This is a genomic window from Desulfomarina profundi (assembly GCF_019703855.1).
In the GTDB taxonomy this organism is placed as follows: Bacteria; Desulfobacterota; Desulfobulbia; order Desulfobulbales; family Desulfocapsaceae; genus Desulfomarina; species Desulfomarina profundi.
On the sequence record NZ_AP024086.1, the window covers coordinates 2,407,811 to 2,433,724 of the forward strand.

17 protein-coding genes and 3 pseudogenes are annotated in these 25,914 nt (G+C 48.6%); 10 read left to right on the plus strand and 10 right to left on the minus strand.

The window, feature by feature from the left end:
- Positions 1-71 precede the first annotated feature (71 nt).
- Entirely contained in the window at positions 72-1,304 is a 1,233-nt protein-coding gene (serB, locus tag LO777_RS11060; protein WP_228857372.1) for a phosphoserine phosphatase SerB, read from the minus strand.
- Positions 1,305-1,816: 512 nt separating this feature from the next.
- Between serB and LO777_RS11065 the strand changes: the two genes are divergently transcribed.
- The 6 genes from LO777_RS11065 to LO777_RS11090 all read left to right on the plus strand — a co-directional run bounded on the left by LO777_RS11065 (position 1,817) and on the right by LO777_RS11090 (position 11,330).
- Complete coding sequence (locus LO777_RS11065) at positions 1,817-2,995, plus strand: BMP family lipoprotein (protein ID WP_228853967.1); 1,179 nt, start codon at positions 1,817-1,819, stop codon at positions 2,993-2,995.
- Between the two features lie 123 nt (positions 2,996-3,118).
- Entirely contained in the window at positions 3,119-4,567 is a 1,449-nt protein-coding gene (locus LO777_RS11070) for an ATP-binding cassette domain-containing protein (protein WP_228853968.1), read from the plus strand.
- Between the two features lie 20 nt (positions 4,568-4,587).
- The gene (locus LO777_RS11075) at positions 4,588-5,634 is read left to right on the plus strand and encodes an ABC transporter permease (protein WP_228853969.1); all 1,047 of its coding nucleotides are present in this window, start codon (positions 4,588-4,590) and stop codon (positions 5,632-5,634) included.
- On the plus strand, positions 5,634-6,599 hold the full coding sequence (locus LO777_RS11080; protein ID WP_228853970.1) for an ABC transporter permease: 966 nt from the start codon (positions 5,634-5,636) through the stop codon (positions 6,597-6,599). The genes LO777_RS11075 and LO777_RS11080 overlap by 1 nt, the downstream gene beginning before the upstream one ends.
- 657 nt (positions 6,600-7,256) lie before the next feature.
- On the plus strand, positions 7,257-9,800 hold the full coding sequence (locus LO777_RS11085) for an ABC transporter ATP-binding protein/permease (RefSeq protein ID WP_228853971.1): 2,544 nt from the start codon (positions 7,257-7,259) through the stop codon (positions 9,798-9,800).
- Between the two features lie 537 nt (positions 9,801-10,337).
- The gene (locus LO777_RS11090) at positions 10,338-11,330 is read left to right on the plus strand and encodes a DcaP family trimeric outer membrane transporter (protein ID WP_228857373.1); all 993 of its coding nucleotides are present in this window, start codon (positions 10,338-10,340) and stop codon (positions 11,328-11,330) included.
- Between the two features lie 372 nt (positions 11,331-11,702).
- Here LO777_RS11090 and LO777_RS11095 read toward each other — a convergent pair whose 3' ends face one another.
- The 3 genes from LO777_RS11095 to LO777_RS11105 are packed head-to-tail and all read right to left on the minus strand — an operon-like array spanning position 11,703 to position 16,500.
- Positions 11,703-12,641 carry a DUF4340 domain-containing protein gene (locus tag LO777_RS11095; RefSeq protein WP_228853972.1) on the minus strand — a complete coding sequence of 313 codons (939 nt, stop codon included), beginning with the start codon at positions 12,639-12,641 and terminating at the stop codon, positions 11,703-11,705.
- Between the two features lie 2 nt (positions 12,642-12,643).
- The gene (locus LO777_RS11100; protein ID WP_228853973.1) at positions 12,644-15,547 is read right to left on the minus strand and encodes a Gldg family protein; all 2,904 of its coding nucleotides are present in this window, start codon (positions 15,545-15,547) and stop codon (positions 12,644-12,646) included.
- A complete protein-coding gene (locus tag LO777_RS11105; RefSeq protein ID WP_228853974.1) occupies positions 15,544-16,500 on the minus strand; it encodes an ABC transporter ATP-binding protein in 957 nt (318 codons plus the stop codon). The genes LO777_RS11100 and LO777_RS11105 overlap by 4 nt, the downstream gene beginning before the upstream one ends.
- Before the next feature lie 376 nt (positions 16,501-16,876).
- Here LO777_RS11105 and LO777_RS21060 point away from each other — a divergent pair.
- Positions 16,877-19,404 (plus strand): annotated as a pseudogene (locus LO777_RS21060) (amino acid permease).
- 25 nt (positions 19,405-19,429) lie between these two features.
- On the opposite strand, the gene LO777_RS11115 reads toward LO777_RS21060, so the two are convergent.
- From LO777_RS11115 to rph, 6 genes and pseudogenes are all read right to left on the minus strand, one after another.
- A complete protein-coding gene (locus tag LO777_RS11115; RefSeq protein WP_228853975.1) occupies positions 19,430-20,392 on the minus strand; it encodes a putative transporter in 963 nt (320 codons plus the stop codon).
- 180 nt (positions 20,393-20,572) lie between these two features.
- Complete coding sequence (locus tag LO777_RS11120; RefSeq protein ID WP_228853976.1) at positions 20,573-21,019, minus strand: hypothetical protein; 447 nt, start codon at positions 21,017-21,019, stop codon at positions 20,573-20,575.
- A 98-nt stretch (positions 21,020-21,117) separates the two neighbouring features.
- Positions 21,118-21,282, minus strand: coding sequence for a hypothetical protein (locus LO777_RS11125; RefSeq protein ID WP_228853977.1), 165 nt, complete (start codon positions 21,280-21,282; stop codon positions 21,118-21,120).
- Positions 21,283-21,297: 15 nt separating this feature from the next.
- On the minus strand, positions 21,298-21,495 hold the full coding sequence (locus LO777_RS11130; RefSeq protein ID WP_228853978.1) for a hypothetical protein: 198 nt from the start codon (positions 21,493-21,495) through the stop codon (positions 21,298-21,300).
- Between the two features lie 17 nt (positions 21,496-21,512).
- A complete protein-coding gene (locus LO777_RS11135) occupies positions 21,513-21,878 on the minus strand; it encodes a pyridoxamine 5'-phosphate oxidase family protein (RefSeq protein WP_228853979.1) in 366 nt (121 codons plus the stop codon).
- Positions 21,862-22,582: pseudogene (gene rph, locus LO777_RS21065) on the minus strand (ribonuclease PH). The gene LO777_RS11135 and the pseudogene rph overlap by 17 nt, the downstream one beginning before the upstream one ends.
- A 352-nt stretch (positions 22,583-22,934) precedes the next feature.
- Here rph and LO777_RS11145 point away from each other — a divergent pair.
- From LO777_RS11145 to LO777_RS11155, 3 genes and pseudogenes are all read left to right on the plus strand, one after another.
- Positions 22,935-23,975 (plus strand): TRAP transporter substrate-binding protein, encoded by a 1,041-nt coding sequence (locus tag LO777_RS11145; protein ID WP_228853980.1) that lies wholly within the window; start codon positions 22,935-22,937, stop codon positions 23,973-23,975.
- Between the two features lie 121 nt (positions 23,976-24,096).
- Positions 24,097-24,606, plus strand: a complete 510-nt coding sequence (locus LO777_RS11150; RefSeq protein WP_228853981.1) for a TRAP transporter small permease — start codon at positions 24,097-24,099, stop codon at positions 24,604-24,606.
- 3 nt (positions 24,607-24,609) lie between these two features.
- Positions 24,610-25,894: pseudogene (locus LO777_RS11155) on the plus strand (TRAP transporter large permease).
- Positions 25,895-25,914 lie beyond the last annotated feature (20 nt).

The following is a 25,914-nucleotide window of genomic DNA, read 5'->3' on the forward strand; positions in this document are numbered from 1 at the left end:
CTATAAATATTTTAACTGTATTTCCATTATATTAGCTAGATCAAAAACACAAAGCCGTCACAAATTCAGGATTATAAATGTTTAATCGCATCCGGGTCAATTTCCCTTTCATGTACACCAAGCAGATAGAGCAGCCCGTCAAGACCCACCGTCGAAATCGCGTTACCGGCCCGCTCTCTCACTATGGGTTTGGCATGAAAAGCCACTCCCAGCCCGGCACTGCTTATCATGGGCAGGTCATTTGCTCCGTCTCCCACGGCAATTGTCTGCTCCAAAGTAATATTTTCACGCTCAGCGATCTCCCTGAGCAAGATCGCTTTTTTCCGGCCGTCTATAATTTCCCCATGAACCCTTCCTGTAACCTCTCCATCACAGACATCAAGCTCATTGGCATAGAGATAGTCAAAACCCAGTTTTTCCTTTAAATATTCGCCTACAAAAGTAAAACCACCGGAAAGAATAGCCAGTTTATATCCAAGCCCCTTTAAGGTTCTGCAGACCAGCTCCGCACCTTCGGAAAGCGGCAGGTCGGCAGCCAGTCCCTCCAGTTCCGATTCCTTGAGCCCCTTGAGCAGGGCAACACGTTTTCTGAAACTTTCCTGAAAATCAATCTCCCCCTGCATGGCAGATTCGGTGATGGCCGTTACCTCATCCCCCACTCCGGCGAGAATCGCCAGCTCATCAATGACTTCGGCCTGGATCAATGTTGAATCCATATCAAAAACAACAAGTCGCCGGTTGCCACTGTAAATATTTTCCATATGAAAAGAGATATCGATGCCATGATCTTGGGAAATCTGCATAAATCGAGCTCTCATCTCTTTAATATTATTTGGTTTTCCACTCACAGCCATTTGAATGCTGGCCCTCTGCTTGTTTTGGGGCCGGACCAGGGAGATCCTGCCGGAGAGCCGGGTTATGCTGTCAATATTAAGATTATTTTCGTAAATGACAGTAGCTACCCCGGCAATCTGCTTTGCCGTCAGTTTTTTTCCAAGCAGGGTAATAATCCGCCTCTCCTTGCCGCGCTCTTCAACCCATTTTTCATACTCTTCCCCTTCCACCGGTTTGATATCAATGGAGAGATCCATTTTATGGCCCGCGTAGAGGATATCCTTGTAAAGAGCTGCAAAATTTTCCTTTACCGGGATTTCAACAAGAATACCAAGAGATATATGTTCATGGATAACCGCCTGGCCTATATCAAGGACACTGACATCATATTCTGCCAGAATTGTGGTGAATTTTGCATCAAGCCCCTTTCTGTCCCTGCCCGTGATATTTATCAGTACAATTTCGCTCATTATTCTTTTTCCGTCATTTTTCCATCCTGTAAAACCTGACTGGTCGCAGGATTTGTAACTCTGTGTTTTCATTTACCTCACCCCGGTAAGTGATCAGGGGCACCGTTCTGTCCTGGCCTTGCATCATAACAGGCAGGTTCAATTTTACCAGACTCTTCTGACAAACTTTTCCATGGTATACAAATACTGGCGAAATTTCGTACGTAAATGGAAAATATATGTTCGACAGGTTGCATAGACTCCGAACTTGCAAATTGCAGGATTTTATGTGTCAATTATCAAAAAAAAATTTATCTACTGTTATTTTTTGTTTATGATTCAATTTCGGATTATTTTCCAGAAGCTTGTTTTTATTTGAGGCCTGAATCCGTGAACGATTGCTCCCCAAGGAGCAAGTGAATGTTTTGAATAAGCCATGTTCAATATTTTAATTGCATTACTTAAAAATTCACAAACCCGTCACAGATTCAGGTCAGGGTTTATTTTTTTTATTCCATGAAAAGGAGCAAAACATGAAGCGTGTCACCATCCTGTCTCAGGCTCTGGCAATTGCCTGTTTTCTGCTGTTACCTGTTACCGGCGCACTTGCCTCCCAGTCCTATCCCTTCGGCCTGCTGCTGGTCGGTCCAGCCAATGATCACGGCTGGAGCCAGGCCCATTTCGAGGCTGGCAGGGAATTGGAAAAGAAACTACCGGGTGCCAAGATGATCTATATCGACAAGGTCAATCCGGTTGACCGCCCCGGTATCACCATCCCCATGCTGGTTGACGATCTTGTTTCCAAAGGTGCGAAACTGATCATCGGTAATTCTGACGACATGAAGGACGGCATGCGTGAAGCGGCCATCATGCATCCTGAAATCAACTTTATCCATGTCTCAGGTGATGATGTGCTGACCGGCAAAGCAACTCCCAACCTCAGCAACCTGATGGGACGGATGACCTACGGTAAAATGATGGCAGGGTTCGTGGCGGCCATGACCTCACAAACTGGAAAAATCGGCTATCTTGGCCCACTTATCAACGCAGAAACAAGGCGTCTGACCGCGGCAGCCTATCTCGGAGCCCGCTATGCCTGGACACAGGTAAGAAAGAAAAAGGCATCCGATCTGAAATTCAAGGTGTCCTGGATCGGCTTCTGGTTCAATATTCCCGGTGTCACCTCCGATCCTACCCTGGTCACTAATAATTTTATTGATTCCGGCTATGACGTGGTTCTTTCCGGAATTGATACAACCGAGGCCCTGGTTGTGGCCGGACAGAAGAGAAAAGAGGGAAAAACAGTCTGGGCCATCCCATACGATTACAAGGGAGCCTGTGTTTCAGCCCCCGAGGCCTGTCTCGGCGTTCCCTATTTCAACTGGATTCCCGGTTATTCCGACATGATCGGTAAGGCCATGGGCGGCCAGTGGCAGCAGCAGTTTCTCTGGCTTGCACCGGACTGGAGGAATATCAATAACCCTGACACCTCTCCTGTGGGTTTCATGACCGGCAAGGCCATGTCCCCCGAAACAAAAAAGGCCCTGGTCGATTTCCAGAATGCATTGGGTAATGGCAGTCTCAATCTCTTTACCGGACCTCTCAATTTCCAGGACGGCACCACCTTCCTGAAAAAGGGGGAACAGGCCACCGATGACCAGGTCTGGAACCTGCCCCAACTACTGAAGGGCATGGAGGGGGCCTCTAAATAGACCGGGGTTTACCAATAAGAACATGGCTGGACCAAATGGCTCAGCCATATAATTTTTTCCTGCAATTTCATCAACCAGGCTCCGCTCCCGTTTCTTTATCTGTAAACGGGAGCGGTTTTTTTAATGATCGAGCTTAGAAAAATCAGTAAACACTTCGGCAGGGTACGTGCACTGGACAAGGTCTCTCTGAAGATCAGAAGCGGCTCAATTCATGGCATCATCGGTGAAAACGGAGCCGGAAAATCAACCCTGATGAAGATTCTTACCGGTTTCTATACCAGAAGCGGTGGCGAAATAATCCTTAATGGCAAGAACATAGAACTCCGCACTCCCAGGGATGCCCGGAAGTTGGGATTCGGCATGCTTTACCAGGAACCACTTGATTTTCTACAGCTCTCAGTCCTTGATAATTTCATGGTGGGCAGTGACGGGTTTCACCCCGAAGAGGCCCGGCATACCCTCAGAGAACTCAGCAGAGCATTCGGGTTCTCCCTTCCTCCTGACTCAAAACTGGAAGAACTCACGGTTGGAGAACGGCAACAGCTTGAACTTCTACGACTTATCCGGGACAAAGCAAACCTGCTGATTCTGGACGAACCCACGAGCGGGATTTCACAAAAACAACAGGATGTTCTTTTTCAGGCTCTGCACACTCTCAGGGAAGACGGCCTGGCAATCCTCCTTGTTTCCCATAAACTTGATGAAATCGAACAACTCTGCGATGAGGTAACGGTACTCCGCCACGGTAGGTTGGCCGGACAGCAGCAACGCCCCTTTAATCGGGAGAAACTGCTTCACGCCATGTTCGACACCCTGCCCGAGGGATTTGTTTCCAGCACAGACCGGGGAGGAAGTCGGACGGTTCTCGATTTTACAGATGTCACCTCCACTACAGGTCGTTCGGGACTGCAGAACATCACCCTGTCCATTCAGGCTGGAGAAGTAGTCGGTCTGGCGGGAGTGGACGGCAGCGGTCAATCCGTTTTTCTCAAAACCGCCTTCGGCCTGCTTTCTCCCGAAACGGGAATCATCAATCGTTTCGAGGAAAAAGCTACTCTTCCCAACAGGAAGAATTATAGCCTCACGGCCTTTCTTCCCGCCGACAGGTTGACGGAAGGGCTGTTTCCCGGAATGACCATTCGCGAACACCATATCCTTGCAGGCAGCAGATATCGGATCATCACCGGCAGAAGCGGACTTGCTGAAACAGAAAAAGCCATTGAAACCTATAATATCAAAGGTCAGCCTGATACGGTTGTTGAAAACCTCTCAGGAGGAAACCTGCAGCGACTGTTGCTCTCACTCATCCCCGGAAATGTCCGTCTTGTTCTCATGGAAAACCCCACAAGGGGACTGGATGTACAGTCTTCAGAATGGACATGGCGATTTCTGCACAGTCATCTCCGACCCGACACAACCATAATTTTTGCTTCCCCAGAACTTGAGGAGATCATGGAGCAGGCCACCAGGGTTCTTGTTTTTTATAACGGTTCAATTATCCTGGATAGTCCGGTCGATCAGACAAGTTACAACGAGATATCAAGGGCCATTACCGGCCAGAAACCATCATGACCTGACTCGAATTTCAAAAAATGAAACAACCATCAATCAGACTTCACTCCCTTGCCAGGAAAACCGGTCGATTTCTCAGCATCACTGGCCTTGCCCTGGGAGCGGTGAGCCTCATGCTTGTATTGCTGGGTATATCCCCCGCCACAATAGGCATTACCATTATCCGGGGAACACTCAGCTCATGGCTGCAGTTCAGCCACGTGCTCTCCGTCTGGATCCCCCTTCTCCTCTGTTCCTGCGGCCTGCTTTTCACCTTCAGAGCCGGCCTCTGGAATATCGGAATTGAGGGGCAGGTCATTCTCGGAGCCATCGGTACAACATTGATCCTGAGACAACCTCTATCCATACCGCCGGCCGCCACAATCAGTTTCGCGCTCTTTGCCGGATTTCTTGCTGGTGGACTCTGGGGAACCTTTACCGGCATCCTGAAAAACAGGGGTGGAGTTAATGAAATCTTTGGTGGTCTTGGTCTTAATTTCGTAGCCCAGGGGGGTGTCCTCTGGCTTATCCTCGGGCCGTGGAAACGTGCGGGAATGGCCTCAATGAGTGGTACTGATCTTTTTCCCAGGGAGCTCTGGATATATCTCCCCCAGGGCTGGCGGGTTCCCCCCGCCATGATCTTACTTGGACTGCTTGCTTTTCTGGTCACTGCCTTTCTCCTCGGGGCGACACGCTTCGGCCTGCGCATCAAGGCAGCCGGTATAAATCAAAATGGAGCAAAATTATTTGGTATCCGACCCGAGCTGACCGGTCTTGGAGCCATGGCTATTGGTGGAGGTCTTGCGGGTCTCGCCGGGTCTGTTCAGGTTCTCTCAGTCTATCATCGGCTCATCCCTTCCATATCCAGCGGTTACGGCTACCTTGGCCTGCTGGTTGTCATGCTCGCCAATTACAGGGTCCTGCCGGTTGCTCCAATCTGCCTGTTTTTTGCGGTACTGGCCGCGGGCTCCATTCAGCTTCCCATTGTTCTGCAGATCGATTCTTCCCTGTCCGGTGTGATACAGGGGGCCTGCGTTCTCAGCGCACTTCTGGTGTATGGCATTCAACAACGGGGGAAAGAGCAATAATGGAACTTTCACTGGCATCCCTTACGGCATCTTTGATTATAATGGCTGCGCCCCTGGTCCTTGCAGCACTGGGAGAAACTCTGACGGAAAAAGCAGGCGTGGTCAATCTCTCTCTAGACGGCACTATCCTGCTCAGTGCCATGACCGCTTTTGTTATCGGTAGCTGGAGCGGCTCAGTTCTGCTCGGTTTTCTGGCTGCTGCCTGTACCGGTGGTGTTTCCGGTGCCATTCTTGCCGGCATCAGCGTCAGACTCGGTCAGTCCCAGGTTGCTGTAGGCTTTGCTCTCACCTTTCTCTCCAGAGACCTCGCCTATTTTCTCGGCAATCCCTATTCCAGACAGCAAGGAGTCCAACTCGACAGCTTTCCTCTTCCCGGTCTGGCAAACCTCCCTTTTTTCGGTAAGGCTCTTTTTTCTCACTCTCCCATAATCTACCTCAGCCTGCTCGCCATCCCTGCCTGTTATTATTTTCTTTACCATACAAGACAGGGACTCATACTTCGAAGCGTGGGTGAGAATCCGGAAGGTTGCTGGGCTCGTGGTATCAATCCCCTGCGGGTGCAGACAATCTACACCATTATCGGCTCCAGCATAGTCGGCCTGGCAGGAGGAGCCTTTTCCCTGGCTGTTAAACCTGGATGGGGGCATCCGCAAGGATGTGAAGGAATAGGCTGGATCGCCCTGGCCCTGGTTATCTTCGGCAGCTGGAATCCTTTCCGGGTTGCCATAGGGGCCTATTTTTTCGGTCTCCTGCAGATACTTGGAATCACTTTCCAGGACATTTTTACAGCTGTCCCTCCACAGATATTCCAGGTGGCACCCTTTCCTCTGATGATTTTCACCCTGGTTCTGATCCATTTTGGAACCGGAGAAAAAAACGGGCAGGAAAAAACCATCAGCCGGATTATGGGATTCCTCGGCGGGACTCCACCAAAATGGCTAGGCAGAAATTACAGGCAATCATGATTTCAGTTGCAGGATAACTCCTGCCCACAAGTATCAGGCTGGTTTTCGCACATAATCGGGATTTATTATGTGCATTTGCAATAAATGAAAATGCTCTTATAGTAGCAGGAAGAGTTAACCCGGATTTCTCATGAACATTGTGTCAATTTTGAGAATAACTGTAGAACACAAACAATGAGACAATTATCAGTGACCCAGAAAAATTTACACAATGTTCACCCAAGGTCAGTCCAGGCGACGCCATCTTCTACAGTATTTCTGCAATAAATATAGGTCACTATAATTCATTGCAAGGTAAGCGAAGACTCCGAGAACTTTGAACCTGACGCCGCCTGAACTGATGAGAAATGCGGGTTAATGGTTATGAATGAAACCTGAATCCACGACGACTTTGTTTTTTTATTGATTCAAGTAAAATTGATGATCTCGTAAAAAGTCGTTCAACGTTCTCAGATGGACTCTGGAAAAACTTCGATATACAAGGCGTGGCGGTGTCGTGTAAGCGCAGGCGTACATATAGCACGTCGAGCATTACACGATCACCCCACAACGCAGGAGATCGGAGTTTTTACGAGTCCATCAAAATTGAATCGACCATTTCTTAATTGTACCGAATTCGCCCGGAAAAATGAATGCCGGAAGGAGCAGTGAGAAGTCGTGAAAAAAAATATACCCATAACAAAAAGACCGCTCTACTACTGGATACTTAACAATTGTTATGGATTGCAGCTTCTGCTGCTCATCCTGATCCTGGTCAGCCTCTTTTTCAGGGTCTTCCCCCTGGAAATGCAGAAGCGTATAGTCAACGAAGCCATCAGCTACGGCGATCTTCACGCTCTCTTTCTCTATTGCGGCCTCTATATGGGAGCAATTCTTCTGGCCGGACTCAGCAAATACGCCATCAACATGGTACAGGTGATAATCGGCCAGAGGATTCTGATCAAACTGCGTTCCGAACTGTATCTTCATATCCTCCACCTGCCCCTCAGGCTCTACCGCAGCCTGCGACCCGGTTCGGCCATTTCCGCCATGACGGCAGAGCTCAATGCCATCGGATTGTTTCTTGGAGAGGCTCTGGCCGTGCCCCTTACCTCCATACTCACCTATGTCGTGGTTTTGGGATATATGTTTTCCCTAAACCAACTGCTGACTTTGCTGACAATAGCTATCTACCCTGTGGAGATTATTGTCATTCCTCTGTTACAGAAACGATTCAACAACTGGAACAGGAAAAGGATAAAAACAGTTCGGGCCATGAGTGACACAGTCAATGAGGCCATTAACGGCATCGTCGAAATCCAGTCCTACAACGCTTACGACCATGAAAAAAACCGCCTTACCCGATTAATAGACAAACTCTACCGGATTTCCATCAAGCTTCATCTTTATAAATTCGGTATCAAGTTCTCTGGAAATCTGTTCCAGGCTATTGGACCCTTTCTTCTCTTTCTGGTGGGGGGAGTCCTGACAATCCGGGGTGAATTTGACCTGGGCGCCCTGGTAGCCTTTCTGTCTGCCCATGAAAAACTGTACGATCCCTGGCAGGAGCTTCGCCTTTTTTATCAGTCCTATCAAAATGCCATAATCCGCTACCAACAGATTACAAACCTGTTCGATTACAGGCCTGCACTGCCTGCACCATCAGCAGATGCAGACATTTCTTCAGACGCTGTCTGCATTGAAACAAACCGTATTTCTTATACCCTCCCAGGAAACATAACACTCCTTCACGATATTGATATTTCGATAAATAAAGGAGAACATATTGCCCTTATAGGACCCTCCGGATGCGGCAAGTCAACCCTCGCCCTGGTACTGGCAGGTCTCCATTGCCCCACAAAGGGAACAGTCCGGATCAATGGTCGTGACCTGAGCAGTTGCAGCGGTGATTTCATCAGCGAAAACATTGCCATGGTCCCACAACATCCTTTTATCTTTTCAGGAACTATAGGAGAAAACATCCTCTACGGTCTTGGAGAACCGGACCTGCAGAACCCTCTTTCTCCTGAAATCCGGACCCGTATCCGAACCATACTCCACGAAATCGGTCTGGAAAAAGACATTCTCTGGTTCGGTATGAATTCCATCCTCCCCCCGGGAAAGGCCCATAAACTGAAAAATCACTTTCTGAAAATGCGTGCCATTATCCGGGAGAAACTGAAACAGGATTTCCAGGAGGTTGTGGAATTTTACGATCGCAATCGATTTCTGGAATTTGCAACTCTGCGGGACAACCTTATCTTCGGAGAATCCATGAGCGGCAGATACAGTACGGAAAATCTGCCTGACAGCCCTGATTTCAAGGTACTTGTTCAGGAAATGGATCTGGCGGAAGATCTTCTCAGGCTGGGTGCCGCCCTGGTCCGGGTAACCCTGGAAATGATCAAGGAAATTGATATCGATGAATTCTTTTTTCAAAATAACCCCATAAAACAGGAAGAGCTTGGTCACTACGAAGATATAATCAGACGTCTGGACAGGGGGTTAAAACTGACTGCCCAGGAAAAAAACAGGTTGATGGTAATCTCCCTGCGGTATATCCCTGCCAAACATGAGCTGATTGCCCTGAGCCTGGAATTAAGGCGAAAAATCCTCCAGGCCCGCTTCTATTTCCTCTCTGAAATACAGCATATCGACACCTCACGGTGCGAGCTGGACGGGGGCCAGGTTACCCATAACGGAGAATTGAGAGATTTCAGTACCTACTGCCATGCCGCCTACCTGTACAACCGGAATATCCGCACCAATATTCTCCTTGGTTCCGCCAAAAAAACCAATGAAGATATCATGCAACTCCGCGATCTTGCCTGGGATACCTTTCGCCGGCATGGGTTGTTGGAAGAAATTATCAATATCGGTCTCGATTTCTCTGTGGGCAGCCAGGGCAGCCATCTTTCCGGTGGGCAGAAGCAGAAAGTTGCCATTGCCCGAGCCCTGCTGAAAGACACCCCGATCATCATAATGGATGAAGCAACAGCCAGCCTTGATAACACCTCACAGGCCCTTATCCAGGACTATTTATCTTCATCCTTAAGGTCTAAGAAAACCATTATCGCTGTCATTCACAGGCTCGACCTCACTCCATCCTATGACCGGATTCTTGTGATGGATAACGGCACCATCGTTGAAGACGGAGATTTTGATTCTCTAATTGAACACCGGGGTATTTTTTACGAACTCTACCATCTCAATCAAACCTGATCCTGATATTCCACCTGCCGATTCACTTCCTTCCTGACAAACCCGCACTCTATTTAACTATTTAACCTGTTACTTTAATTTTTATTTGCATATACACAGATAATAGTTAACATATACACATAAAGTGCTATACTGAAGAGAGAAGCACTAAGATGTGCATAAACAGGAGAGATTTATTCAAAACTCAATCTTTTTCTGCAAGGAGAAAAAAATGCTAACGACAATGTGGAAGAAAAGGGCTGATCGATCTGTCGTCATTCTGCTGCTGCTTTTCAGCGGTCTGTTATTCATTCCACAGAGCGCGAGAACAGAAACACTTGATGAACTGAAAGCAACCATCCAGCAAATGAAGGCAAATATGGAACTGCTCCAGCAAAAAGTTGCCGCCATGGAAAAAGCGCAACAGGAGCAGAAAAAATCAGCACCGCAGACGGGTGACAACGGGAGCTCACTGATTCTCCCAAAAGATACCAAGGTGAAAATATACGGTTACGCAAAGCTGGATGCCATATATACTGATACGGACGGCGGCGGAAAATATGCCTATTCCCCAAAGCTGTTCCTCTCGATTCCCAGCAGGATGCGTTACCTGACAACTCTTTTTTCATGCATGCACGTCAGACCAGGCTCGGCATTGCTACCAGCACTTCCACCGACTACGGAATGTTCAAAACTAAAATCGAAGGCGACCTTTTTGGTGCCGGTGGTACGGAAACGTATTCCAATTCCTATGGTCTGAGACTGAGACGGGCATACGGAGAACTCGGCCACCTCCTGGTCGGCCAGGAGTGGAGTACCTTTATCGACCTGGCTTCCTATGCGGAAACTGTTGATTTCGGTGGACCTGCCGGGAGTCTTTTCATCCGTCAGCCCCTGATCCGATGGACTCAACCCATGGGCTTCGGTTCCCTGCAGTTTGCTCTGGAAAACCCGGAAAGCACTTTTACATCAAAGGATGGCAGTGCTCCCACCAGCAGTGATGGAGAATCTATTCCGGACATTATTGTCAGAGCGAATGTGGATACAGGCTTCGGTCATTTTTCTCTGGCGGCAATGGGACGGCAGCTCATAATAGATGATGGCCTCTATGACGATGACACCTTTGGCGGAGCTGCCAGTTTTACCGCCGTCATTCCCACTTTCAACAAGGATAAATTCCGTTTTCAGTTCAATTACGGTAACGCGCTGGGACGCTACATGGAAGCTGAATTTGCCGATGCCTTTATCAACCCGGTCACCCGGAAAATTGAGACGAACGTCCAGTATGGCGGCCTTGTTGCCTATCAGCACTTCTGGACGGACAGTCTGCGTTCAACTCTTATCTATTCCTATGCCGAACGTGACAATGACCTGAAATATGTGCCGGATACTGTCGACAAGAGCTACCAGTCGGTCCACGCGAACCTGTTCTGGAGTCCGGTTAAACGTATCAACTTCGGTCTGGAATATATCTGGGCCATGAGAGAAGTGGAAAACGGAGACGACGGTGATATAAACAGGCTCCAGTTCGGTTTCCAATATCTTTTTTAGCCGACATGGCCAAACCGAAAGGCTCAGCCCGCATTTCTCATCAGTTCAGGCGGCATCAGCTACAAAATTTTCAAGAGTAAATAATAGTGGCCTATATTTACTGTTGAAATATTGCAGAAGATGGCGTCGCCTGGGCTGACCTTGGGTGAACATTGTGTCAATTTTGTTCGACTACTGATAGTTGGCTAATTATTTGTATTCTACAGCTCATCTCAAAATTGACACAATGTTCATGAGAAATGCGGGTTAGCCATTGATCATCATTTATTCTTCTCCTGTTTTTGTAAACCCCGGCAAAAAAAGAGCTTGTTGATTTAAATGGCTCAGAAAAGCCCCGGAGATAATATATCTTCGGGGCTTTTTTCCTGCAGCTTACTCTTTTTCCTTTTCTGCCGGACCGGATTTTTCCTTGTCCAGCAGATCATCACGCTTTGTATCCAGCAGACTGTTGATTCGCCACAGGGCTACCCTGAAATATTCTTTTCTGTCCGACCGTTTCAGGATATAATCAGTCTTCTTCTTTTTATCCTTGGCAAAACGATATTCCACCGTGGAACCATCCTTCTTTTTGACGGTAACCAGCAGAGCCGGGTTATCAAGTTTATAGGAAGGATCGTTCTTCCTGCCAAGAACACCATCCACTTTCAATTCGGCCAGGGTACTTACCAGGTTTGCCGCCACTGACTTTTTCGTTTTACCTTGCCCGGCATCTTTCAGGACAAATCCATCCTTTTCCCTGACCAGGGTCAGCTCATTTATCTGCAACTCAACGATCTCCTTTTTGTCCAGTTTCACCAGGGACGGATCGAGCCATTTATCCGGATCGACAGGAAAATCATAAGTCGCAAGATTGCCCCGGAAAATATCATTGCTGCCTTCCAGTCGCAGGTAGGCAGACCGGGCCCCTGCAGAATCACCAAGAAAAATGGTGGTCTTTTTCTCTTTTTCCTGCAATACCAGTTTTACTTTGAACTGCTCATCCGCCACATGAAATCGAAGAGCAGCAGATGAAGTTGTGGCAACAGGCCAACCTGCCTTGATTGTAACAATTTTCTCTAGCAAACCGCTGATCCTTGAACCGTCAGCAGCCACTTCAGAATGATCAGGCAGAATCCATTTCCCTTTTCTTTTTTCCAGAACAACCTGTTTTTTATCACCATCCATAATAGTAATATGATCCACAGTTGCAGTATTAAGAGAAACAAGAGGTTCTCCGACGCCTGTCTCCTGCCTGCCGCCTGAATAACAGTATATGACCAGCACAACCTGCACCACGAGTATCGCGGTCAGCAGTGGTAATAAACGTTTCATAGCTACACCCTCCCAGAATCATCAAGTATGGCCTGAAAACGAAGCCGTGTTCGCCGGCGCAGCCACAGGCTCATGACCCAGATAAGAATCAGACCCACCAGGGCCATTCCATAATTTAGATATTCGATCACCCGTCTCTCACCCGTCTGCAGAGGAAGTAGAATCCGGGAAAACCGGGTATGACTGCGCATGGCAAGCAGTTCCCGATCTTCCAGAGACCAGTCAATGCAGTTTGCAACCAGCTGAAGGGGGGCTTCGTAGCTTGTTCCGTTGACGCTGGAGCTCAAGCCCAGGGCAATATCGGACAGAAAAGTGTTTGAACCCAGGACAAAAAGACGGGATGAATCGGGAGAATGATCAATTACCCTGTTGATTGCAATCGCTTCCTCTTTTTTATCCCCGCTATTTTTTTCCGGTTTCTTTTCTGTCTTTTTCTCTTTTTTTACAGCTGCCAGGGGCGATGGTTTATCTTTAAACCATGAGTTGAAACCACCCTCCACCATGACAGCCAGGGGTATCCGGCCACGGGTTTTGCTCACCTGGAAACCCAGTTCGCCATACTGGTCAAAATCAGGCTGGATGTTGAGATTGTCAGAACGCCAGCTTTCTGGAGAACTGAACAGCAGTTCACTGACCTTTCGCTGCGCGTTTTTCTCCCTGTCCACTGTAACCGGAGATGCCCAGGACATTGTCAGCTGGCGCACACCGGCGAGCAGACCATCGTCACTCTCCATACCGTCTGGACGGATGTCCACAAAGAGCGGGTAGTTTACCAGTTGTGTTTCGCGGACAACAAAACCACCGAGATCACGCTTCCTGGGAACAGGAAAAGGCGTATTCTGAGGATCAAAGACCAGCTCTTTTTCAATCGTAATCCCATTATGTTCAAGCCATTTCTCCAGACCACTGTCAACCTTCCTGACTTTCAACGCCCCGTTCATTTCAATATCACAGGAAGAGGTTGCCATGATCACGGATCCACCCTGCATCAGGAACTGGTCTACCGCAAAAAGCTGTTTCTCGTTGAGCGATTCCGGTGCCAGCAACAGAAGAATATCGGCGTTTTCAGGAACCGTACCCTTTTTCAGGTCGGTATCAACTATATTGAAATCCTCCCCGAGATACTGATGCAATTGACGGAACTGCCTTTTCTGTTCCCTGGGAGCGTAGGGAGACATGGGAGGAGTGGAAACAGGTGTCCAGACAGCCACGGTCTTTAAGAATCCCGTGGAAAACCTCTTCAGGGCAGAATCGATTACCCGCTGTACTGCCTCTGCCTTGAGATCCTCGGGAAGGGGTACCTGAACCTCCTGGTCGCCATTCTTCATCACCATGTAAAACCAGAATGTCTTTGGAGAAAAAAGCCCGGCCACCATAGGTCTGAAACCCCACTTCTCTTCGAGCCGATTGATAAAATCCCCTCCCTTTTTATCGGGATCCACAAAGGTGGCACTGAACCGGCCACCGCTGTTTTTACCGGTTTCATCAACCGCTTTGACAATGGCCTTTTTCAAGTCAACCAGTTCTTTCGGCAATTTTTTGTCATCCGAGAAATAGGCTGTGAAACCAACGGATCCGGTAATATTCTCAAAAAGATTACCTCCGCTCTGATAACTGTACAGGACTTTTTTGATGGCCTGGCTGATATCATATTCGGGATTTTTCAGGTCAACGCTCATTTCGGTTTCACCGGCAGTCTTGATGTCAATCAGGTCGCGGAAATTCAGAGTTTCAAATTCGCTGCCGTAGGAGACCAGGATATCAAAATATGAATTGGTTACCGCTGTCTGGTAACGGGAGGCGGTGCGGAAAGGAACCGGGCGGATACCATATTTTTCCCCGGCCTCCTGTTCCAGGTCAGGGTGTTCACCCGGATCGATAATCTCAACCTTGACCCTGCCGTTTCCGGCAGCCTCGTACTCTTTCAAGAGGTCACTCAATCTCGGTACCAGGGGAGCCAGGAGCGGATGGGTCTGGGCGGAAAAATAACCACGGATCAGCAGAGGTTCCCGCAGACGGGACAGATAACTGCGGGTAGCATCACTCAGGGTATAGATTTTGTTCTCGGTCAGGTCAACTCTCACCTTCTGCACCGGGGCCATCCAGATATTGACAACAACCAGGTTGACGACGGCAAGCAGGGTCACGAGCTGCCAGGTACGATGGGAAACTTTACCTGTATTGCCGGCCCAGCGCTGTTGTTCAAGCGAGTAACCGGTCAATACAAGGAAGATCGCACAGACACTCAGGTAATAGAGAAGATCACGAACATCAATCACTCCACGGGTGATTGAATCAAAACGGGAACCACTTCCCAGCAGTTTCAACAGTTCGGCTGTGGAATTATTGAAAAACGAGGTAAAGACCGGTGAACCGAGAAAATAAAACACAGCACAGATGAATACGCTGGTAATAAGCGCAACCAGCTGATTGTCCGACCTGGAACTGACAAAAATACCAATGGAAATATAGGCAGAAGCAAGAAAAAGAGAGGCAAGATAGCCGCCAAACACCGGACCCCAGTCAAGGGGGCCGATAAAACTGACCGTCACAGCCAGGGGCAGGGACAGCAGGAGTGCCAGGGCGACAAGCCCGAGACAGGCCAGAAACTTTCCACAGATTAGAACCAGGGAGGAGACCGGGGAGGTCATAAGAAGCTCCCGGGTACCGGTACGCCTCTCTTCCGCCCACATCCGCATGGTGATAGCCCCGCACAGAAAAATCAGGAGCAGAGGCATCCATTTAAAAAGTGGCTGCATATCAGCAATATTACGGGCAAAAAAAGACTCAATCCAGAAAAAAATAAAATAGGTGGCACCAAGAAAGGCACCGAGAAATATATAGGCCGCGGGAGAGGAGAAAAAGGTTCCGAACTCCTTCCCGGCTATCCGGAGCATTGTTTTCATTGCATCCTCCCAGATGACATCATTGTTTCACTGAAGATTGTTTCAAGATCCCTCGATTCGGGGGTCAACTCAAAAAGTTTCCAGTTATTCTGCATAATCGTATCGGCAATTTCCGGTGTAATATCCGGAGCATCACCCTTAATTTCGAGAGAATATCTGCTCAACCCCTTTCCCCTGTCGACACGGACAGCCTGAACAAAAGGCAGCGCCTCCAGAATATCCGAAGCATTGTCAACATCCAGGGCAACACTGACACTGCGGCTTTCCTTCAAGGTTTCCAGGGACTCATCCAGCACCTTTTCACCGTCCCGAATAATGATTACCCGGTCGCATACAGCCTGTACCTCCTGCATGATATGGGTGGAAATAATTATGGTGGCCCGGGGGGCCAATTCCTTGATCAGTTGCCGCATGTGACCGATCTGGGTCGGATCAAGCCCGTTGGTCGGCTCATCAAGAATAAGAAGCTCTGGCTCATGGAGCAGGGCCTGGGCAACCCCCAGTCTCTGCCGTAACCCCCGGGAGAGAGTATCAATACGATCGAAGGCCCGGTCACTGATCCCGGTCATTTCCAGGACTTCACGAATTCTCCTTTTCTTTTCCGGTTCACCCAGATTGCGCAGAGAGGCGCAGTAATCAAGGTAGCCAATTACCGACATCTCCGGGTAAACAGGGCAGTTTTCCGGCAGATAACCGATAATTTCCTGAACCTTGCGCCGATTTTGGGCCAGATCATGACCACCGATCCTGACCTGCCCGGTGGTGGGTTCGAGAAAACCGGTCAATATCTTCATTATCGTGGTCTTCCCGGCTCCATTGTGACCGAGCAGGCCGACAATCTCACCCCGTCCGATATCAAACGACACCTGACGCAGGGCGAAATCAGATCCATATTTTTTCGACAAATTGTCTGCCTGTATCATCTGTTTCTCCTTTATCACTTGAACATCCATACTCCCTTCCACTGAACCAGCACAACTGGGCTGGAAAGCTGAGCAATGAGAAAGCAATGAAAATCCCAACTGTGACGAAAAAACCTGCTGTGACTGGGTTTTCAGATAACAATGCCCTTCAGCCTGAAAGGAAAATCATCCAAGGCACAATACTAACTCTGCAACATTACACAAACATTACAGTAAGATTACAAAACTGTAATCTTACTGTCTTTGATGCACGAAGCTTTCAAAGGACGCTTTCACCCAGACGACAGTTTGTGGTATAAAGCGTTAAGACCGGGTTGGCCAACCGCAGCATGTATGCCGACAGCTGTCCGGAAATACCAATGAAAAGAAAACGTACTTTCCCCTGCAGAACAACAGTGATGAAAATATGAAAGATAAAAACCACTCCGGAAAATCAGATCCTCCACAAAAGACAGAACACAGTGGAGGCAGACTTGGCACCTTTGCCGGAGTTTTTACCCCGTCTATCCTCACTATTCTTGGTATTATCCTCTTTCTGCGTCTCGGGTATGTGACAGGAAGCAGTGGTGTTGCCAGGGCATTCATCATCATTGCCATTGCCAATGTCGTCACGGTACTGACCAGCATGTCCCTGGCGGCCATCGCCACCAATCTCAAGGTCAAGGGAGGTGGTGATTACTATCTTATTTCCCGCACACTGGGCATGGAATTCGGTGGAGCCATCGGCATTGTCCTCTACCTTGCCCAGTCGGTTTCAGTGGCCTTCTATTGCATCGGTTTTGCCGAGGCCCTCAGTGCCATCATGGGACCAACGTTTTTTCTCTCTCCACGGTTGATTGCCCTTCTTGCCGTATCCGCCATTTTTGCACTCGCCTGGATCGGTGCTGACTGGGCCACTCGATTCCAGTACCTGGTCATGCTCCTGCTGGGAGCCGCTCTTTTTTCCTTTTTCGCCGGTGGTCTGCCCCGTTGCAGCGCAGACATCTTCCTGGCAAACTGGTCACAGCCAACAGGCGGTCCACCATTCTGGGTTATTTTTGGAATCTTTTTTCCGGCGGTCACCGGCTTTACCCAAGGAGTCAGCATGTCGGGAGACCTGGCTGATCCCGGAAAAAGCCTGCCCACCGGTACTTTTATGGCTGTCGGGCTATCAATTATCATCTATTTCGCAGTGGTCGCGGTTTTTGCCAGCGTTCTGCCAAACAGAACACTGATGGAAGATTACCAGGCAATCAAACTGGTTTCCCGTTATGATTTTCTGATCGACGCCGGAGTCATCGCCGCTACTCTCTCCTCCGCCATGGCCTCTTTTCTCGGTGGGCCACGGATTTTGCAATCCCTGGCGGCAGACAGAATTTTCCCCTTCTTACCCCCTTTGCCAAAGGAGCTGGAAAGGGGAACAACCCCCGCCGGGCTGTTCTGCTCTCAGGAGTCATAGCAGTGGGTGTCATCATGGTCGGTCAGTTGAACCTGGTGGCCCGGATTGTCACCATGTTCTTTCTGATTTCCTACGGACTGCTCAACTATGCCACCTACTACGAGGCCAACTCCAGCAGCCCGTCATTTCGTCCCCGTTTCAAATGGTTCAATAAATACCTGAGCCTTGCCGGCTGCCTTGTCTGTCTGTTGATCATTTTTGCACTCGACCCCCAGTACGGAGTTATCGCCATGGCCATTCTAGCCGCCATCCATCAATATATAAAAAGGACAGCCGGACCTTCCCGCTGGGCCGACAGCGGCCGCTCCCATGCCATGCAGGTTATCCGCAGCCAATTGCTGGCAGCCAGAGATGATCCGGAACATGACCGGGACTGGCGTCCTCATATCCTGGCCTTTACAAAAGACAAGGAACGAAGGTTGCCTCTCCTCCGTTTTGGTGACTGGATTGCAGGACGAAGCGGTATAATTACTGCTGTAAAAATCGTTGAAGGAGGTCCGCTGAAGGTCGAGAAAACAAGGCGGAATGAACAGAAAGAACTGGACAGGCTTATCCGAACGGAAAAGCTTGATATCTTCCCCCTGGCCATCACCGCACCCGATTTCACAACCGCCCTGCCTTACCTCCTGCAGAGCTATGGAATCGGTCCGGTAAAAGGAAACACTGTATTAACCAACTGGTACGGGAAAACCATGACACCCTTTCCCGGCCTTACCGCCATGAAATTCGGTCATAACCTGCGTGTGGCCTTTCGCCGGGGCTATAACCTGGTTGTTTTCCACATAGACCCTTTACGGACCTGCAATATCTTTGATCCTGAAAAAAAAGACAGGGCCATTGATGTCTGGTGGAACAATGATGCCAGCAGCCGGCTGATGCTGTTGCTTGCCCACCTGATGACCCGCAATGAACTGTGGAAAAACGCAGCAATCAGATTATTGTCTGTAAAAGAAGAAAACCCGGCCAGGCATATCGAAGAAATAGATCGGCAGCTTGATGACGCAAGAATCGGGGCAGAGGTAATCCTGGCCGACGACAGGAAACCGGAAACAGTTCTGGCCCATTCCAGCTCTTCATCCATCGTCTTTCTTCCTTTCCGGATACAACGATCCATGCTTACGGATACGAGCGGTTACAGCCTGGAACGTGTCCTGACACAGCTGCCTCCCACGGCCCTGGTTATGGCTGCGGAAGATATTGATCTTGATGCTGAACCGGAAGAGGGTTCAGCTGGTGAACTGGCGGAAGCCCTGGATCGGCTACAGGAAATGGAAAGACGTATGGCTGGAGCAGAAAAACAGTATCAAAAACTTGAAAAGCTGACACTATCCCTTCAACAGCAGATCGAAGACACGGCCGACTTACCCGAAACCGAACGGGAACACATTGAACACCAGCTTTCCAATGCCCGTCAAAAACTGGAAAAACTGTTCAGAAAAAAGGCGAGGGAGCAGGCCAAACTCGATGATGCCATCAAGGTTGTCAAAGACTTCTGAGCACTGACAAGAAGAATTTTCCAGGTCAATAGTCGATATTCTCTTCAAACTCCCGGAGACGTTTATTAATGGAACGCAACTCCGTAATAGTGGTCCAGTTGGCAATAAAGATCGAAAAGGACTCGCGTACTTTGCTGAAAGCATTCGACACCTGAACGAGAACACCCAGGGTAATGATACCGGTAAAGAGTCCCGGCCCCATGATCAGGTAAGGGACAATCACCATCAGCTGCTCGAAGAAATTGACCCAGATATCAAAATAACCGTAATGGAGAAACAGCCTGTTGTAATTGAACTTAAGACCGGTAAACAACTCAATGATTGTCTCTGTTTTGCCGTAGTTGATCTTATCATCCTCGGCATAAACCAGCTCTTTTCTGAATGCCGCTTCCACTTTCTGGTTGTTATATTCAAGCCCCGGCAGCTTGATTCCCACAAACCATGAAATCAGCAGACCTCCAATGGACACGATCAGTGCCACCCAGACCAGACTGCCCGGAACTTTTTTGATCAACTCAATATCCACACCGCTGCTCAATCCCCAGAGAATGGGGAGAAAAGCAAAAAGTGTCATGATGGCCCGGATAACCTGCAAACCAAGGGACTCGAATATCCTGGCAAAGCGGTAGATATCCTCCTGGATACGCTGGCTGGCCCCTTCGACCTCTTCTTCCACCTGCTGCCATTTCTCCACATAGGCAAAGGTCATGGCTTCCCGCCATTTAAACGCATAGATCCTTGTAAAGTAAGCAGTCACGGTTGCAATCAGTACATAAGGAAAGGCAATTTTTGCAAATTTCAGCATCTCCACCCACAACTCCGACACCTCATGTTCCGTTGCTTTCTGAAGAATATTATAAAAACTGCCATACCATTCGTTGATACGGACCGTCAGTTCCACTTGAAAATAGAGAGCCAGCAACAGGATTAAAGCTCCACCATAGGCCCAGACAAACCATTCTCTGCTTTTAAAAAATGATCGAAACACGTTTTCTTTCCTCTACCCATCAGTATTGGTATTTCACGATTCAGGTACAATAGATCTTGCCCGGCACAAGTCAAGAAAACAACATACTTTTCCATTCTTTTCGATAGAAAAGCTCAAAATCGTCACGGATTCAGAATGAGCCCCGGGGCGTCTCCAGGTTCTTAATAGTCAGGCTGAGTTTCAAACGTAATCAGAAACAAAATAAATCATTTCATGAAAGATAATCGCAGCCAGCAGAATGGCTGTTCCCATATGATAAACAGTCAACAGAGATTTCCGCCATCTTTTCCCCAGGGAAAAAAGAATTCTGTACTGCGTATACAGGGCAACCCCCCAGGCAAGCCAGCCCCAGCCGGAGAAAAGATGACCGCCTGCCGGAAGCCCGGAGAAGGCGGAGATTCCAAGAAGCATAATCAGCGGAAGGTGGAAAAACGTCACAACCTCTGGATATTTCCACTTCAGTTTCTCCGAGACAAGCCCGAAACCAATGGAACCAGCGGCAGAATAAAGAAGAAGGCCGTTTTCAAAGTTCCAGGGAAACATCTGCATATGAATTTCACGCAATCCGGCAACATACCACCAGCAAAGAGCCATGAACAGCAGAAAGGCCTCCTGGTATCGACTCACACCTGACCTGGAGCCCCTTTTTTTCTGCAGAAAAAACAGGGAAAACCATGCTGACAGGGAAAGGAGAAAGCATTGGAAAAAATAGCTGTTAAGAAAGATCATCCCCGTACAGGATACCAGGATGTTTTTAAAAAAGTCAGCCCGGCCGCAAGCTGCAGTGCAATCCCGAAAAAACTGACACCGTCCCGGTTCCGGCAACCTCCTGAAGTAACAAGACCACTACCTGCCAGACAACCGAGCACAACAAACCATTGCCAACTCATTATCTTTTCAGCAACTTACCGAATTGCTCCGGCTGTCACCCTGTCCCCCGGAAGATTTCGTTTTTCAAGATAGGAGCGAATCTTTTCCCTATCCTGTTCTGATTTTTTCCGGGCAAGATTCGCCTTGGCTGAAAGAGTATCAATACGAACCGCAACAACCGTGCAGAGGTCTACTGCCGCAGTTTCCTCTGTTATCTCGTGAAATGACCTCATCCCCTCATGGCTTGCCATCAAGGCATTGAGGGCCCCAGCTTTTCTCTTCGCTCATTCACACGTTCTGCCCGCCCTTTTATAATCACGCTTTTATAAAACTGGCTTACCGAACAGGGTGAAGCTTCCCTGTCAAATCCGGTATCCAGGTAAGCCAGTGGGAGATCAACCTCAAAACAGACCCGGTCATCCACGTCAATATTATCCAGTTTTTCACCTTTTCGTGCACAGTGAAAATAAATAGCTCCCTGCCAATACACATAATTCAGAGGAGTAATATACGGGTACCCGTCCTGACCAAAAGTTGCCAGCCGCCCTATCCTGCACCGATTCAGCAGTTTTTCTATTTCTTCCTGATCTGCAATCTCTTCATGCTTCCTGCGCATACTGCCCCTCCTCTTTCCACAGGGAAAAAAGCTCTCTTATTCCCTTTTCGGCAAACCCCATCATCGTCAGAAAAGCATCACCGGCAAATGGTATACCTTCCGCCGTGGACTGTATTTCAATCCACCGCCCATCTGCAGACATGACAAAATTTGCGTCAGCCTCGGCAGCGGAATCCTCACTGTAATCAAGATCAAGTAAAGGAATCCCACCCACTATTCCCACTGAAATGGCAGCCACTGGAAGAATTTCCGGAAGGTTTTCGAGTTTTTTTTCAGCCACCAGTTTCTTCAGAGCATCACGAACTGCCAGGCCCCCCCGGTAATACTTGCTGTTCGGGTGCCCCATCAGCATTAAGAACGTCACAGTCAACCCGGAGTGTTCTCTCGCCAATGGTTTTCAAATCAACCATCATTCGCAGACTGCGCCCGACCAGTCTCTGGATCTCCATTGTTCGACCGGACCTGCCGTTCACCTCACGACGATACCGGCTGTCGGTCGCACAGGGTAACATGCCGTACTCCGCGGTAATCCACCCCTGCCCTGAATCCTTTAAAAAAGGAGGAACCGATTCCTCTACCGACACCCCACATATCACATGGGTATTTCCCATTTTTATCAAGATTGAGCCATCGGCCTGATATTGTACACCCCGCTCAATCGAAACCGGCCGAAGAGAATCCGCAGCCCTGTTGTTTCCTCGCATATTTCCTCGCTGTTTATAATTACAATTCACAACACCTGAAAAACCCCTCACTCCTAACCCCTAACTCTTCACCCTTTACTCCTAACTCCTCACCCCCAACCACCAACAAACACCGTAACATACTGTAATAAAACCATTTTAACAAACAGAATGTAAATTAACAGACAAAGCAACAAAACAGTAATTTATAAATCATCCAAAGCGCACAGTCTAATATAATTATGCACAATACGCATTTTACCGTATTTAGTTAAAGAAAACACTTTACCAAGAGCAGGATTTTATGGTATGGAAGTCAATCAGAAACCCCAAACTTAGAGCATTTGCTTCATTAGCAGAGGAGAAACTCCCCATGAAAAAGCTTTTATTTGTTCTGTTGCTCATCACCCTGATTCTACCCTGTGGTTCCATGGCTGCTGGTAAAAAAAACCCACTGGCTGCATGGCAACCCAAATTTGATCCCAGTGGTGCCAAATACACTTATATTCTTTCCAATATATCACATCCGGTTATTGAAGGTGTAGGAGTTGGCTATCGTATCCGTGACAAGGTCTGGGAAAAATCGGGTGGCAGGCTGTATGTTGATTTCCGTCCCCTTGCCCAACTGGGCGGCGAAAAGGATGTTATCAGTAAGCTGAAACTCGGAGCCGTTCAGGGCATGCTCAGCTCCTCTGTGGCTGCAGCCAATATTTCCGACAGACTGGGAATCGTCAATCTCCCATATGTTGTGGATACTTTTGATAAACTGGATACCTTCAGAAATACGCCGGAACTGTGGGAACCTTTTGCCAACGGTGCCCAACGGCAGGGGTTGCTTGTAGCCGACATCACAGGTTACGGCCCATACGGCTGGGCAACCACCACTCCCGTCGCCACCAATGCTGACGCAAAGAAAATCAATTTCCGCATTGCGGAAGCTCCGGTCAACACAGATATCTACAAGGCATGGGGCTTGAAATTCACGGTCATGCCATGGCCGGATGTCCCTCAGGCCCTGCAGACCGGTGTTATCACCGGCCTTGATCATACCGCTATTGTCTGCAATATCACCAGGAAATTTACCATCGCCAAGTCATTTACCGAGCTGAATTACGCCCAGGGGCTTTTTATTCACCTTATCAACAAACGCTGGCTGAAAAAACTGCCGAAAGATCTTCAGGAAATCCTCCTGTCCGTTATCAAGGAAGAAAGCTCCAAGACCCGTGAACTGACTCGCAGACAGCATGAGGCTCAAGTAGCCAAGGCTAAGGCAGCGGGCGTCACTTTTATCAAACTGTCAGATGCCGATATTCAGGAACTCAAGCACAAAGCAGAACCGGTTCTGGAAAAATGGGGGAAAAAAATCGGCCCGGACTACCTGAACAAGGTCAGGCAGGCACTTGCTGATAACTGATTATTCCTTTCCAGGCAGTCTTCAGCCTTGTCAATAAAACCCAGGTTCTCTTCTGGTCACCGTGGAACAGGTTCCACAGTGACCAGATTTTTTTGATTAAGCGAAACAATCTGCGGCAACCATGCTAAAAAAAATATTCAGACAAGTTGACCGTGTTTTTCTTTTTTTCGAGGAATGGTCTCTTTTTGTGGCTGTGTGCGTCGCTCTCCTGGCGGCCATGGCCAATGTTGTTCTCCGCAAGACAACCAGTGATTTTAATATTTACTGGTCAGATGAGATCGTCAGGAAAGTTATCTTCTTCACCACATACATAGGCTGTGTGGCCGCCGTTCGCAGCAGGGAGATGATCTGCATTGATGCCCTGCCGCAGATGGCGCCGGGACTGAAAAAACCTCTGGCTCTCTTTTCCCAGTTTACCGTACTCATCTTTTCCGGAGCCATGGTTTACCTCGGCTGGCAGATGACGGTAATGATGTTTGAAGATGAATATGCCAAAACAGCCACCCTGCAGATCCCCGAATTCTATTTTTACGCCATCCTGCCCCTGATGGGCTGCATGATGTTTATTCGCACCCTGATAACTATCCGGGAAACCTGGATCAACAAACGGGACATCACCGGGGAGAATTAGCACGTGGAACAGAGTTACATTCTTATCTTCGCCCTTCTCCTTGGCTGTCTTGCCTCCACCGTCCCGGTTTTCATGGCCCTTTTTTTTACGGGAACAGTCGGCCTTGTTTACGGAGTAGGCATCGACCCCCAAATAGTCATTGAAGTTCTCTATCGCAGTATGGATAAATTTGCCCTGGTAGTCGTAGTGTTTTTCATTCTCTGCGGCAACATCATGACTACCGGGTCCATTGTGGAAAAACTGATCAAAACGGCAAACGTGCTGGTGGGATTTCTCCCGGGAGGACTTGCCATGGCTGGAATACTGGCCTGTGGCTTCTTCGGGGCAATTTCAGGCTCCACTGTGGCTACCGTAGTTGCCATCGGCGGATTCATGATTCCGGCCCTCATCGAAAATGAATATGATGAGAAATTCGCAGTGGGGATTATGACAACTGCACCGATCCTGGGAGTGATCATCCCCCTTCCATCGCCATGATCCTCTATGCCATGGTCAGCAATGACCAGCTTGAGGCACTCTTTCTGACCGGTTTCATCCCCGGCCTGATGATCATTCTGGCCATGAGTTTCTACACATACATAGTTTGCAGAAAAGCCGGAATGAAAAGGCGCAAAGCTCCTTCAGTAAGCGAGGCACTGACCGTACTGAGAGAAAGCTGCTGGGCCCTTTTCCTCCCCGTGCTTATCTTCGGTGGTATCTACTCCGGTCTCTTCACGGCTAATGAAGCCGCAGTTGTTGCCTGTTTTTATGCCTTTTTCGTGGAAATAGTTATCCACAAAGACATGAAAATGAGGGATGTAAAAAAGGTGGTTGTCACCTCGGCAATTACCTCTTCCACTCTTCTCATTATCGTTGCCGGGGCTTCGGTCTTTGGAGAATACCTGACCTTCGAGCAGATTCCAGGCAAAATTGCCGCCGTGGTTGTGGAAAATATATCTTCCCCTGGGTTTTTCTGCTCTCCGTCAATGTGCTGCTGCTCTTTATCGGCATGTTCATGGATATTATCTCAGCAACCCTGATCCTCACCCCGATCTTTCTGCCACTCCTGGACAAATTCGGTATAAACACCATGCACTTTGGCCTGCTGATGACTATAAATCTCGGTATAGGCTACTGTACTCCACCCCTGGGAGTCAGCCTCTATATTTCAGGAGCCCGTGTCCATAAAAACCTGCTCTACGTTTCCCGGGCGGTCATCCCTTTTCTGCTCATACAGATGGCCATCCTGCTCCTGCTGACTTTCTGCCCCGATATCGTGCTGCTGCTTCCGCGCCTGATTTACGGATAAAGGCATGGCTGCTTATCCAA

What these genes read in the sequence shown, in the direction of transcription:
- serB (WP_228857372.1), bottom strand. Translation starts at nt 1,304, where the DNA reads ATGAGCGAAATTGTACTGATAAATATCACGGGCAGGGACAGAAAGGGG.
- LO777_RS11065 (WP_228853967.1), top strand. Translation starts at nt 1,817, where the DNA reads ATGAAGCGTGTCACCATCCTGTCTCAGGCTCTGGCAATTGCCTGTTTT.
- LO777_RS11070 (WP_228853968.1), top strand. Translation starts at nt 3,119, where the DNA reads ATGATCGAGCTTAGAAAAATCAGTAAACACTTCGGCAGGGTACGTGCA.
- LO777_RS11075 (WP_228853969.1), top strand. Translation starts at nt 4,588, where the DNA reads ATGAAACAACCATCAATCAGACTTCACTCCCTTGCCAGGAAAACCGGT.
- LO777_RS11080 (WP_228853970.1), top strand. Translation starts at nt 5,634, where the DNA reads ATGGAACTTTCACTGGCATCCCTTACGGCATCTTTGATTATAATGGCT.
- LO777_RS11095 (WP_228853972.1), bottom strand. Translation starts at nt 12,641, where the DNA reads ATGAAACGTTTATTACCACTGCTGACCGCGATACTCGTGGTGCAGGTT.
- LO777_RS11100 (WP_228853973.1), bottom strand. Translation starts at nt 15,547, where the DNA reads ATGAAAACAATGCTCCGGATAGCCGGGAAGGAGTTCGGAACCTTTTTC.
- LO777_RS11105 (WP_228853974.1), bottom strand. Translation starts at nt 16,500, where the DNA reads ATGGATGTTCAAGTGATAAAGGAGAAACAGATGATACAGGCAGACAAT.
- LO777_RS11125 (WP_228853977.1), bottom strand. Translation starts at nt 21,282, where the DNA reads ATGAGTTGGCAATGGTTTGTTGTGCTCGGTTGTCTGGCAGGTAGTGGT.
- LO777_RS11130 (WP_228853978.1), bottom strand. Translation starts at nt 21,495, where the DNA reads ATGAGGTCATTTCACGAGATAACAGAGGAAACTGCGGCAGTAGACCTC.
- LO777_RS11135 (WP_228853979.1), bottom strand. Translation starts at nt 21,878, where the DNA reads ATGCGCAGGAAGCATGAAGAGATTGCAGATCAGGAAGAAATAGAAAAA.
- LO777_RS11145 (WP_228853980.1), top strand. Translation starts at nt 22,935, where the DNA reads ATGAAAAAGCTTTTATTTGTTCTGTTGCTCATCACCCTGATTCTACCC.
- LO777_RS11150 (WP_228853981.1), top strand. Translation starts at nt 24,097, where the DNA reads ATGCTAAAAAAAATATTCAGACAAGTTGACCGTGTTTTTCTTTTTTTC.